At 34.6% G+C, this 12889-nt stretch carries 14 protein-coding genes; 4 read left to right on the top strand and 10 right to left on the bottom strand.

Going from position 1 to position 12889, the window contains the following annotated elements; genetic code table 11:
• Positions 1-4: 4 nt before the first annotated feature.
• The 5 genes from LD272_RS18095 to LD272_RS18075 form a co-directional block, all read right to left on the bottom strand.
• On the bottom strand, positions 5-1237 hold the full coding sequence (locus LD272_RS18095; RefSeq protein WP_226038014.1) for a metallophosphoesterase family protein: 1233 nt from the start codon (positions 1235-1237) through the stop codon (positions 5-7).
• A gap of 172 nt (positions 1238-1409) precedes the next feature.
• Positions 1410-2681, bottom strand: coding sequence for an ABC transporter permease (locus tag LD272_RS18090; protein ID WP_226038013.1), 1272 nt, complete (start codon positions 2679-2681; stop codon positions 1410-1412).
• Positions 2674-3573, bottom strand: a complete 900-nt coding sequence (locus tag LD272_RS18085) for an ABC transporter ATP-binding protein (RefSeq protein WP_226038012.1) — start codon at positions 3571-3573, stop codon at positions 2674-2676. The genes LD272_RS18090 and LD272_RS18085 overlap by 8 nt, the downstream gene beginning before the upstream one ends.
• 213 nt (positions 3574-3786) lie before the next feature.
• On the bottom strand, positions 3787-4140 hold the full coding sequence (locus tag LD272_RS18080; RefSeq protein WP_226038011.1) for a YlbF/YmcA family competence regulator: 354 nt from the start codon (positions 4138-4140) through the stop codon (positions 3787-3789).
• Between the two features lie 137 nt (positions 4141-4277).
• The gene (locus LD272_RS18075) at positions 4278-5414 is read right to left on the bottom strand and encodes a DUF445 domain-containing protein (protein ID WP_226038010.1); all 1137 of its coding nucleotides are present in this window, start codon (positions 5412-5414) and stop codon (positions 4278-4280) included.
• 164 nt (positions 5415-5578) lie between these two features.
• Here LD272_RS18075 and LD272_RS18070 point away from each other — a divergent pair, with 164 nt between their 5' ends.
• From LD272_RS18070 to LD272_RS18055, 4 genes are all read left to right on the top strand, one after another.
• Positions 5579-6859, top strand: a complete 1281-nt coding sequence (locus LD272_RS18070; protein ID WP_226038009.1) for a YheC/YheD family endospore coat-associated protein — start codon at positions 5579-5581, stop codon at positions 6857-6859.
• Between the two features lie 144 nt (positions 6860-7003).
• On the top strand, positions 7004-7189 hold the full coding sequence (locus LD272_RS18065) for a hypothetical protein (RefSeq protein WP_226038008.1): 186 nt from the start codon (positions 7004-7006) through the stop codon (positions 7187-7189).
• Between the two features lie 364 nt (positions 7190-7553).
• Positions 7554-8450, top strand: a complete 897-nt coding sequence (locus tag LD272_RS18060) for a PucR family transcriptional regulator (protein WP_226038007.1) — start codon at positions 7554-7556, stop codon at positions 8448-8450.
• 123 nt (positions 8451-8573) lie between these two features.
• Positions 8574-9671 carry an ABC transporter ATP-binding protein gene (locus tag LD272_RS18055; RefSeq protein ID WP_226038006.1) on the top strand — a complete coding sequence of 366 codons (1098 nt, stop codon included), beginning with the start codon at positions 8574-8576 and terminating at the stop codon, positions 9669-9671.
• Between the two features lie 44 nt (positions 9672-9715).
• Here the strand turns inward: LD272_RS18055 and LD272_RS18050 are convergent, their stop codons facing one another.
• The 5 genes from LD272_RS18050 to fumC all read right to left on the bottom strand — a co-directional run bounded on the left by LD272_RS18050 (position 9716) and on the right by fumC (position 12575).
• A complete protein-coding gene (locus LD272_RS18050) occupies positions 9716-9970 on the bottom strand; it encodes a hypothetical protein (protein WP_226038005.1) in 255 nt (84 codons plus the stop codon).
• A gap of 286 nt (positions 9971-10256) precedes the next feature.
• The gene (locus LD272_RS18045; RefSeq protein ID WP_226038004.1) at positions 10257-10463 is read right to left on the bottom strand and encodes an alpha/beta-type small acid-soluble spore protein; all 207 of its coding nucleotides are present in this window, start codon (positions 10461-10463) and stop codon (positions 10257-10259) included.
• 44 nt (positions 10464-10507) lie between these two features.
• Positions 10508-10711, bottom strand: a complete 204-nt coding sequence (locus LD272_RS18040) for an alpha/beta-type small acid-soluble spore protein (protein ID WP_226038003.1) — start codon at positions 10709-10711, stop codon at positions 10508-10510.
• A 106-nt stretch (positions 10712-10817) separates the two neighbouring features.
• The gene (locus LD272_RS18035; protein WP_226038002.1) at positions 10818-11021 is read right to left on the bottom strand and encodes an alpha/beta-type small acid-soluble spore protein; all 204 of its coding nucleotides are present in this window, start codon (positions 11019-11021) and stop codon (positions 10818-10820) included.
• A 168-nt stretch (positions 11022-11189) separates the two neighbouring features.
• Complete coding sequence (fumC, locus tag LD272_RS18030) at positions 11190-12575, bottom strand: class II fumarate hydratase (protein WP_226038001.1); 1386 nt, start codon at positions 12573-12575, stop codon at positions 11190-11192.
• Positions 12576-12889 lie beyond the last annotated feature (314 nt).

Below are 12889 nucleotides of genomic sequence, written 5' to 3'. Positions count from 1 at the left end.
TCACTCATTCCTTAAGTAACTGGTACATCAACAAATCCTCTGCTTCTTGTCTGATTTGTTCTTGTTCTTCTTCTGAAAAGGGGGACAGGAACTTCCTAGCCTGCCTGTGTTGAAGTAATGGTTGCAAATATTCCTCTATATTTAGATTACCTTCAAATTCTCGCAGTAATTCTCCTAAAAAATGCTGTCCTTGTTTTAATTCTTGTTTATTTACATTAACTCGTTTTTCTATACTATACGACCTGATAAACACCCACTGTTCTACTTCTTGGTTACTCTCATTAATGTAATCAAGAATTTCATCAATATATCCAGCCTGATGCCACTCTTCGATATGATCCGAATCACTTGATATATGAATAGTTATAATAGATGAACCTAGTTCGGTACTAGTTTTAGTAGCTACTTCCTCGATGAGAGCCTCTAATTCTTGAGGTTGTTTGCAGCAGCTCGAATCTATTTCTAGATTTTCAAACCGTAATTGTTGCAAAGGCTTGAACTCAAGTCTGTTCTGGTTATTGTCTAGTTCTACATAATAGCAACCCTTCTCCCCAGACTCCTTTTTTGACCTTCCCTGGGTATTACCAGGATAAACAACCGGGGGATTTTCCTTTAATATTTGCCTTTTATGGATATGTCCCAGTGCCCAATAATCAAATTCCTTATTGATTAGGTCACTTAATTGAAATGGAGCATAAACGTCGTGTTCTGTATTACTTGCAAGACTACCGTGTAGCATTCCAATGTGATAGACATTTTCATCTGTCGGATTAAATTCTAGAGATTTATTAGCTAGAACTCCACGTTGTTTATAGCTAAATCCATAGATATTCGCTACAGCCTTACCCTTCTTGTTAAATGTAAAATACGTAACTGTTTCTTCATTAAATATATGAACATTTTTCGGATAGTCGACATCAATATTTCCACCATCAAGAAAATCGTGATTGCCAAATGAAATATACACTTCTATGTCATACTTATTTAGTTGTTCAAACGCATGCTTTAAACGGATTAATGCTTTTAAACTTTGTTCTTCGCTATCAAATAGATCACCAACGATTAGCACGAAGTCAACTTTATTCTCTATAGCTAATGACACCAATGAATGAAGGGCTGTAAATGTACTTTGCCTTATGTCGTTAAACATCTTGCTTGATACGTGACTCAGCCCACTAAAGGGACTATCTAAATGTAAATCAGCACAGTGAATAAATGAAATCTTTTCATTCATCATTTTATTCCTCTCTATAAAAACTATTTATTTATATTTTAGCAGATAGAAAAAACGAATGCACGTTCGTTTTATAAAATTTAAAAAAGGTCAATGAAATAATGTAAAGTTACCCTTTCAAAAAGGAACTTTAATTATTATCATTGACCTTTCAAATGTACTTAAAATAGACAAATTAATCTTTTTTAGATAGTTGTAATGCTTTCTTAAAATCCTTCAGTGATGTCGATCGTCCGTACATTAGTACTCCGCCTCGATAGACTCTTGCCCCAATAAGTGCAAGGATTGCGATGGTTATAATCATTATTAAAATGCTTAACCCTACTTCCCAAAACGGGACATCTAGCATACCCACTCGCAAAAACATCAACATTGGTGTAAAGAAAGGAATAAATGATGTTATTGTTACCATCGTAGAATCGGGCATATTTAAGCCAAACATTGCAATAAAGAATGCAATCATAATTAAGAATATTACTGGCATCATTAATTGCTGAACATCTTCGATTCTACTAACCAATGAACCAAGCATGGCAGACAGCGTTGCATATAATAAATACCCTAATAAAAAGAACACAATTGCATAGATAAATGTAGTTGCTTCTATGTCAGCAATACCAAAGTACTCAAAGATACCTCCGACCATTTCATCCTGCTTTAAACTGATAACTGTATATCCCACACCAATAAATAATACATATTGTGTGAGGCCTAATAGTGCAATTCCTATTATTTTTGCAAACATCTGACTTACTGGTGAAGAACTCGAAATCAATATTTCCATTACTCTCGATGACTTTTCATTCGCTATATCCATGGCAATCATATTTCCATAAGTAATTACAGCAAAATACAATAAAAATAAAATAACATATACTAACCCGCGTGCGTTACTTAATTCTTCTTCTGTTTTTCCTATCTGTCCAGATCCAGTTGTATTTTCAATCATAACAGTCTCAAATACTACTGGAGAATATATATCTTGGATTACCGATTCATCAATTCCAGCGTTATTAGTAGCTATCATAACTTTTATTTGTTGCAAATTATTTTGTAACAGGTAGCCCACTTCTGACGAATTTACCTTATTGGAATGATAGGTAGCCTCTGGAAGTTCTTCATCATTAGCTGTTATATGAAGTAACCCTTGGTATTCTTCCTCCACTACTTCACTTTTCGCCATTTCTAACGATCCTTGAAAGTTAACAAGCTCTATATTACTATCCGTGCTCTCCATTTGTTGTGAAAAAAGATCAAAAATGTTTGTTGTATCATCAATAACAGCAATTCTTTTTTGTTCGTCTTCTTCACCAAATAAGTCAAGAATTGACTGAATATTTGCCAAAGCAACAATAAAAACCAAAACAATTGCAGTAGTGATTAGAAAGGATTTTGTTTTAAAACGGCTCCAGTATGTATGAGCCATAACGATCAAAAACTTATTCATAAGACTCACCTGCTTTTTCAATAAAGATGTCATTTAATGATGGCTCTTCTAATTCAAATCTTCTAACAAATCCCTTATCTTGAATCGCTGCAAAAACTTTCTGTGATATTGCTTCACTTTCAATTTGTAACTTACAACCATCCGGTAAGCCTTTAAATCCTACAACCCCTGGAATGTCTTTCAGGTATTCTAAATTAAAATCAGCGTTCACAAATAAGTTTTTCTTACCAAATGACCTTTTAATTTCTTTTAAGGAACCGTGAACAACTGGTTTACCTTGTTGCATTATACACAAATGTTCACATAGTTCTTCCACATGCTCCATCCGATGAGACGAAAACACAATAGATGTTCCTTGTTCTTTCAAATCAACAACTGCCTGCTTCAACATTTCAACGTTGACAGGGTCCAAACCAGTGAATGGCTCATCCAAAATTAGTAGCTTAGGTTTATGTATGACTGCGGATATGAATTGAATTTTCTGTTGATTTCCTTTTGATAGTTCTTCAATCCTTTTGTCTAAATACTCAGGAACCTTAAATCGTTCCAACCAGTCTTTTAATTCGACAATGATGTCGTTTTTGGCCATTCCTCGTAACCTACCTAGGTAAACAAGTTGGTCTCTAACTTTCAATTTAGGATATAACCCACGCTCTTCAGGTAAATAACCTATATAATTACTTTTACTATAATCAATATTTTCACCGTTCCATGTAATTTTACCATCTGTTGCGTCCAGCAAACCTATGATCATCCTAAAAGTAGTTGTCTTGCCAGCACCATTTGCCCCTAAAAACCCGAAAATTTGATGTTCAGGGATTTCTAAAGATAACCCATCAACTGCTGTAAATCTACCAAAATGCTTTGTCACATCGTTTAATTTTAATGTCATTGATCCCATACCCCTTTCGTTACTGTTTTACGTTTATCTCGAGATAAGGTTTCAATTTAATGAATAATTAATGACATTTCTCAAAGAACAAAAGCGTAGGCGCCGGAGCTGAACGTGGCAAAGCTTAGTAATTAATTATCCACAGCAGTCCATTTTATAATTTCCTGACAAAAAAAACCTTGTCCCAACTTACGGACAAGGTTTCTAACTTACTTACTGTTCTTCTGGTGAACCATATAATTCTTCTAATGGTTTAGTAATAATTTTGCTAACATCGTTAATTAGGACATTTAGGCGTTGCTCTTCTTCCATCAACTTAGAAATGTCAGGATGTTGTTGTACTAATTCAACAACTTGTTTTGCTTGTTCTACTTCCTCTTCAGAAATTTCTTGCCCTTGCATTTGCTTTTCTTGCAAGTTAATTTGAGTTGTACGGAAGTTTTCAAACATGTTTTTAGCGGATTCATCGGCCATTACTGTTTCATAAGCCTGTTTAAGTCCTTGGAACTCATCACTTTCTCTAATCGCTTTTTCAAGATCATATGCGCTATCATAAATATTTGCCATTATAATGTCCTCCTTGTGATTGCTTCTCTTACACTTCTACAACTATAACAAACGAAAAAAGCTGTGTATACTGATACAATAGCAAGCTACAACTACATGGATGTAAAAAAGAGAAATTTACTCGTTTTTCTTTTGATTTATCCCACGAACAGCACTATAATACCTTGAATTAAACCGATTAAACCACCTAAAAGAGCACCTAAATAAGTTATTAATTTAAACTCTTTTCCAGAAATATTTAAAACAAGTTGTTCTATTCTCTCAATCGGAAAGGATTCAACTTCTTTTTCAACAATCTCTTCTAATCCTAATTTCCCCATCATCATATCTACTCGTTCTACAAGCGTATCAGTTAGCTTGGTTACAATTGTTGGTACGATATGAGATAGCAACTGTCCCTCAAAAGGGTTGAATAATTGTTTAGCAGATTTGTTTAACCATTCTTCAACAGGAACAGCAACTGACACAACTCTTCCCAAAATATCACCAATTGCCTCTGCACCAAACTTGGCTTCAATATCACCGACAGGTTGGTCTAACAAATGATCGAGTTCTTTAGTTAACAATTCATTAATCACTTGTTCTGCTTCAATCGATTGTATATATTGAACTAAAATTGGCTGGATTCGATCGGCTAATCCTTCATTTCCGAGGAAAGATGATATCATATTACCCAAAAAACCTTTTCCTTCTAGGTAGTCATCTACTAACTTCCCAATTTTCATTTTGGCATCTTCACTGTCAATATAATCCGTCAACTGTTGTTGAAGGTAACTTGACAATTTGGCCTTTCCTTCGTCCGCTTTAGTTATCGATTCTTCGCTTATTATTTCTCTTAGCGTCATAGGACGTTTCGACTGCATGAATTTCTGATATTGTTTTTTTGTTATTTCTGATATTTTTAATTTAACCTGTTCTTCATTTAAATAGATACCGATTTTAGCTAACATTTCTTTAGTACTAAGGTCTTTGTCGATAATTCTGGTTACTTCTGTCTGTGCCCAAACCGTTACTTGTTGCTTGAAATCAGCTTGTCTTAGCTTCTGTTTTAATCCTTCAGGAGTTAGCAGGTGATCTACAACTGTTTTTCCTAATTGTCTCGCAAGCTCATCTCTTCGTTTCGGTATTAATCCTGGTGTTAAAGGAATCTTCCAATTCCCTATATATCTAGCCTGATATGGACGAAATAGCATCTTAATTGCTAAGGAATTCGTCAGACCACCAATTATAGCTCCTACAACTACCATCATAATAATGATGAAAAATCCTGTCACATCAATCGACCTCTCTTTTTATCTCAGGGTACATACATTTAAGCGCTAGTCATGAGTTGATAAGTTATATCATATATATTACCCATATACTATCTTTTAAGGAGGGACACATTATCACTACCTACACATTTGATATTAAATTTTACCAAGGCAGTAAAAATAGAATGATTGTCCCGTATCAGTTTTTTTCTAAGTTTCACTTCATCCAATATATACGATATGGTCCGCATCAAGCAAACGTTGAGTGCCTTGCTCATCATAAAGATGATAAAACATTATATATTTCGTCAAAATTAAAATCTAAACTAAACCTTTCTAAAAATAAAACTCTAGCTGTAACTATAAATGATAATCAATGTACATTATTATTGACTCTTGGTGTTTTAACAGCTGGATTTAATTCTGATTCAGAAGTCTTAGGCCCAAGAACACAAATATTCAAGTCATTAAGTGAAGCTGGAGAAAAGCTTGGGTTTAAAACAATATTTTTTGGTTACCAACATATTTCTTATCGACGAAGGGAAATTTATGCCTATTATTTAGACAAGGGACAATTCTCTCAAGACTTCTTTACGATTCCTACTGTTATTTATAATCGTCTTCCCAACAGAAAAATTGAACATCATCCTGAAGTCATTCAGGCAAAGAAATGGCTAAATATGAATTCAACTTTATTTAATCAAGGTTTCTTTAATAAATGGGAGATTTATGAGCATTTAATGAAAAACCTCCAATGCTCCTACCTTTTACCTGAAACCACACTTCATCCTTCTAAACAAAAAATAATTAATCTATTAGCTAAACATCCATTATATATTAAGCCAATACACGGTAGCCGCGGAACCGGAATTGTACGGTGCAAAAAAATAGCAACAGGAGAGATAGAATGTCACTATTACTATAAAGATAAATCGCAAGTCAATCGTTATACCAAAATAGAATCTTTTCTTGACCAGCACTTTCCTAATGGTTTAAAAGGTTATGTTGCTCAGAAGGAAATACCGCTGATGAAAAAAGGAAACAGTGCAATAGATTTCCGAGTTCACTCTAATAAAAATCACCGAAACAGTTGGGAAGTCAGTTTAATTTGCGCAAAATTTGCCGGTAAGGGGAGTCTTACTACACATGTTCAAAGAGGTGGTAGTATTCATACAGTGAACGAGTTATTCTCTGAAGTACAAACGAAAAGAATCTACAACCGTCTGACAACCACCGCTATTCTTTTAAGTACTCAGATTGAAAAGGATATGCCTCATCTAATTGGTGAAATAGGATTTGATTTTGGCATCGACGAAGAAGGAAAGGTTTGGTTATTTGAAGCAAACTCCAAGCCAGGTTTCAGTATTTTTAACCACCCAGTAATCAATCAAGATGCGATTAACATCTTATCTTATCCGTTTATGTATGCTTTTTATCTTCATAATTTAAAAATGAACAAGGATTAACAAAAGAATTCGCATGTTTACCAGCTTTAGTGGAAAAGCTAATCAGGTGAATTAATCTAGTTTATTTCACAAATCTTCGGTTAAATCCTATTGATAGAAATCCAAACAGGACAAACATTGTATTTCGAAAGTGAGGAATAGTCGATGGAAAAGAAAACTAAATACAGTAACGATGACTATCAAAATCGAAAAGAACATGAACTGGATGTTGATCGAATGATTAGCGAGGGTATGGCTGGAGGGACAACCAAATCCATTCATGGTCGAATGCAAATCGAGCAGGCAAGAGATTTACCTGAGGAGAATGAACCTTTTCCTGAAGAAAGTTAAAGAATAAGGCGAAAGGCGCCTTTGAAATAAGAAAGACATTTATTTCTTCGGAGATAAATCTAAATTACGTTCCATAGTTCTCACCCTTGGACAAGAAGAAAAGCCTCAGCCGGGATAAGTGCTCGATCTGGACATAGCTTAATTGGCAAAACCAATTTTATAAATTACTAAGCAACTAAAAAGTGTGCACATATATTACTTATGTGCGCACTTTTATATTTTAAAAATGTTCAATTTTCACTTGTTTGTTATAATGAAAGAAGTAAAAGGTTGCTATATATTTATTCTTGTTCTTGCCCATCTTGGTAAGATTAGTTAAATAAGACGATCTTGCTAGACTATCACACGAAAGAGGCTATTACTAATGATTAAAAAGTTAAAAGAAATATTTCCTTCGTTAGTTGAAGCTAACGAAGAAGTTTCGATTGATACTGACAATTTTTTTTGGTTTACAACCCCTGAAAATAAACTAGTAGGTTTTCCCTGTAAAGAGCTTTCCAAAAAAGAAAGCTTATTACTGGAAACTTTTTTGACACCCTATCACGCAAATCAACCCCCTGTAACCAAACGTGAAGAACAATGGATACATGTTTTATTTAATAATGGCAACGCCAAACAGTTTCATGATCAACCACAAATATACCGATTTGTCTATTTCTCTTTGTCTGACGACACTATTGATGGTGTTGCATTTCGTGAGGCTATTCACGGATTATTCTCTACAAAAGTTCCAATTATTTGGGAAAATAGTCATCAAGGAGTCATCATTGAAGAAAACATGAAAAGTGATGAAAGTGATATCTCATACCATGAAATAATTGAAGTTCTTATGAGTGACTTTTATATGAATGTTAACTTATTTATCAGTCCGTATTTCAATGTTATCGACGCTTGTTTACAACAATATAAATGGACGAAATCCTGCTTTTGTGTCGTACATAAGTATTGCAAAAGTCCAGTTGTAGATTATATTGAATCTGTACCCTATTTATTGCTAGAGCCTTTAGATGAAGAGTCAATACCTTTAATTGTTACTTCTATTTTACAAGATGCAACTAATGATGAAGAGCTACTTAAAACAGTTCAGATATTTTTGGAATGCAATTCAAATGCTACACTTGCGGCTAAAAAGCTTTATATGCACCGAAATAGCCTTCAATATCGTGTCGATAAGTTTATAGAAAAATCAAGTATTGATGTCAAACAATTTAAGGGCGCGCTTTCAGTTTATCTCACGCTTATGTTAAAGCAAAAAATCTAATTATATGTAAGCGTGCACAAAACGGTTGTACAATTTTGTGCACGCTTGCCATTTACCTTTTAGGCTTCGTTAGGTAAACTTAGTTTATAAGTTAAACGCTTTCAAAAAACAGGAGGAATTCACATGGCAGAGTTATCGCTAAAAAATATTAATAAAGTGTACGGCAAAGAAGACCCAGCAGTAACTGATTTTAATCTGGAAATTGCAGATAAAGAATTTGTTGTCTTTGTTGGACCATCAGGTTGTGGTAAATCTACCACACTTCGTATGATTGCTGGACTAGAGGAAATTACAAGTGGCGAATTATATATTAACGATACATTAATGAATGAAGTTGCACCTAAAGACCGTGATATCGCAATGGTTTTCCAAAACTATGCTTTGTATCCACATATGAATGTATATGACAATATGGCATTCGGTCTAAAGCTACGTAAATTTAAAAAGGATGAGATTGAACAACGAGTTAATAACGCTGCAAGCATTCTTGGACTTGAAGCTTATTTAGACCGTAAACCAAAAGCTCTATCTGGTGGTCAACGTCAGCGTGTGGCATTAGGACGTGCGATTGTACGTGATGCTAAAGTGTTCTTAATGGATGAGCCGCTTTCTAACCTTGACGCTAAATTGCGTGTTGCAATGCGTGCTGAAATTCAAAAGTTGCACCAACGTCTTCAAACAACAACCATTTATGTTACACATGACCAAACTGAAGCAATGACTATGGCTACAAGACTTGTTGTTTTGAAGGATGGTTATATCCAGCAAGTTGGAGGACCAAAAGAAGTTTACGACAAGCCTGATAACGTTTTTGTTGGTGGATTTATTGGATCACCATCTATGAACTTCTTTACTGGAACATTAAGTGATGGACAGATTACGATTGGTGATATAAGCGTAAATGTACCAGAAGGAAAAATGAAAGTTTTACGCGACCAAGGATACGTTAACAAAGAAGTTATTCTTGGCGTACGTCCAGAAGATATGCATGATGAACCATTATTTATTGAATCAAGTCCTGGTACAAAAATAACTGCAACTATTGAAGTAGCAGAATTAATGGGCTCTGAATCATATCTTTACTCTAAATTAAATGACCAAGATTTCGTTGCTCGTGTTGATTCTAGAACAGACATCAACGGTGGCGAAAAAATTGAATTAGCATTAGACATGAATAAAGTACACTTCTTCGATCAGGAAACAGAACTTAGAATTAAATAATACATCTTAAACAGGCGATCTTATAAAGGTCGCCTGTTTTTAATTTAAAATACTTCTGTTTCTTTAATTGGAACATGTATTTGCTTATCACATGACAGGCATAGAAACAAATGGAGACACATGTGTTTTTCGTTCGAGCTAGATATCCCATCAATTAAATTTGTTCCCTCGTAATCTAAATACGCTATATAATCTCCCATATAATCAACAAGTCTGCCTTGGTCGTCCATTGCGTTCCCACAAGCTGGGCAGGACTGTTCTAAACTTTTAAATCCATTACATAGAGGACATGCATACATAAGCTTCCTCCAATCACTATTTTCTAATACTCTTTTTATTATTTTACAAAGTTAAAATAATAATCATCATTTTTATCTTTTTTATGATGTTAAAAATAAGTCCATCGAAAAGATTATGGAAGTTACAAACAATTGGAAAAAATTTAGTACAAATCCGTATAAAACCAATTAATTTGTAAAATATATCAATATAGTAACAATTAATTTATTTCCTTTCTACAGACACTTTTCGCCCAAAGTGAAAGGAAGACACCTATAAGGTGCCTCCCGGCCATGTGTTATTTAGTTATTGTGGTGCTTGCCCACCAAATTGTTGCTCAGCAGTTTGAACTAAGCGCTTAGTGATTTCTCCACCTACGGAACCATTAGCTCTTGATGTTGTATCAGCTCCAAGGTTTACACCAAACTCTTGTGCAATTTCATATTTCATTTGACTAAGTGCCTGCTCAACGCCAGGTACTAGTAATTGGTTTGAATTGTTGCTTTGTGCCATGTTTATTCACCTCCCATCTTTATAGATATCCTATTTATAGCTTATTACTTCGATTGTCCGCCAAATTGCTGTTCAGCTGTTTGGACTAGGCGTTTAGTGATTTCTCCGCCTACAGAACCATTAGAGCGAGATGTTGTATCAGCTCCAAGGCTTACTCCAAATTCTTGTGCAATTTCATATTTCATTTGATCTAGCGCTTGTTCGATACCAGGAACTAATAATTGGTTTGAGCTATTGTTGCTTGGCATGTCTCTCACCTCCTATATTCCTTATTATTAATGTTAACTTCATAATTTATTAGCGATTTCTATTGGTAGTTTTTTGTAACTTAACTAATCAATATTTTTACTAGCGTTATTTAGTTTGTCCACCAAATTGTTGTTCAGCTGTTTGGACAAGACGTTTAGTGATTTCTCCGCCCACAGAGCCATTAGCTCGAGACGTTGTATCAGCTCCAAGGTTGACGCCAAATTCTTGTGCAATTTCATACTTCATTTGATCTAATGCTTGTTCAATACCAGGAACTAGTAATTGGTTTGAATTGTTGCTACTTGGCATGTCTATCACCTCCTGTAATGACTATTGTGGACAGTAATCCGAATCTTATCATCGATTTTAGCTGGCAATATGTTACATCAAGTTAAAAGTGGTGACATTATTTATCTAAAATAACTTTCAGTATTTATAAAACAAGCCACCCTAACATTAGGATGGCTTGTACTAAAATTATTTTGGATAGGTCATTTCTTTTGGATTGATGTAAGAATCAAATTGCTCTTCTGTCAATAAACCAGATGTAACGGTAGCTTCTCTCAGTGTTATATTCTCATTGAATGCCTTTTTAGCAATCTTAGCAGCATTTTCGTATCCAATGTGTGGATTTAATGCAGTTACTAGCATTAGAGAATTATTAAGATTTTTTTCAATATTTTCAAAGTTAGGTTCCAATCCTCTTACACAGCGTTCTTCAAAGGATAACATACTATCTGCTAGTAATTGTGCAGACTGCAGGTAATTATAGGCAATGACTGGCTTAAATACATTCAATTCGAAGTTACCTTGACTAGCAGCAAACCCAATGGTGGCATCATTCCCCATAATTTGAGTAGCGACCATTGTCACTGCTTCACTTTGGGTTGGATTAACTTTTCCTGGCATAATAGAACTTCCAGGCTCGTTTGCAGGAATATTAATTTCTCCGATTCCAGACCGGGGACCACTAGCTAACCAACGGACATCATTAGCTATTTTCATCAAATCAGCTGCCAATGCTTTTAGTGCACCATGAGCATAAACAAGTTCATCATGACTTGTTAGTGAATGGAATTTATTTGGAGCCGAAATGAACTTTTTATTAGTAAATTCATTAATTTTTGCACAAACTCTTTCGGAAAATTCAGGATGAGCGTTTAAACCAGTACCAACAGCCGTTCCTCCAATAGCTAATTCTCTCACATATTGGTTACTATTTGACATCATTGCTTCTGTTTTTTCAAGCATTCGATGCCAACCACTTATCTCTTGGCCAAGAGTAAGCGGTGTTGCATCTTGAAGATGGGTTCTACCAATTTTGACAACATCTTTAAACGCTTCCATTTTTTCTTTTAAAGTTGTCTTCAGAATCTTCAATGCTGGTAATACATCATCCTCTAATTTAAGCACCGCAGCAATATGCATGGCTGTAGGATACGTATCGTTTGAACTTTGAGATTTGTTAACGTCGTCATTCGGATGTAGTTTATAGTTACTATTATTTTGTTTGAGCCAATTGTTTCCTACATAAGCGATTACTTCATTGACATTCATATTCGATTGCGTTCCACTACCCGTTTGCCAAACAACTAAAGGAAAATGATCTACTAATTCTCCAGCGATGATTTTATCGGCCGCATATGTAATAGCTTCAGCTTTTTCATTTTCTAGTAACCCCAATTCATTATTTGCGATGGCTGCACTCTTCTTCAGAATAGCGAAACCGTTAATAATTTCATTAGGCATCTTTTCTTCACCAATAGGAAAGTTTTGTTTACTTCGCTGAGTTTGGGCTCCCCAATACTTATCAGCTGGTACCTTAATTTCTCCTATTGTGTCTTTTTCAATTCGATAATCCATCTCTTTTCCCCCTTAGTTTGAATTCTCATTTACTATTGTATCAAATTTTGAATTAAAAAATTAAAATGACGCATAAAAAAACAAATTCTCATTATCCACAAGTTTTTAGACTAGTTAAATTATGCTATAATATCCGATAAAATGGGAGGGGGACCTCTAAAGGACTCAGTTAGAGACAAGTACTCGTATCTTTTATATCATAAAAATGGTTAAGGAGCTCTTGAAATAGAGTCCCTTTTAATTTTGTCAAAAAAATAAGTGACTTTATGTAAAAAATATACAATATTGACACAAAAAATTAACGATTTGTCCAC

The sequence above is a fragment of the Aquibacillus saliphilus genome (genome assembly GCF_020404745.1).
GTDB classification, from domain to species: domain Bacteria; phylum Bacillota; class Bacilli; order Bacillales; family Amphibacillaceae; genus Aquibacillus; species Aquibacillus saliphilus.
Note: the sequence above shows the minus strand (reverse complement) of the source record. Positions and strands in the feature narration are given on the sequence as shown.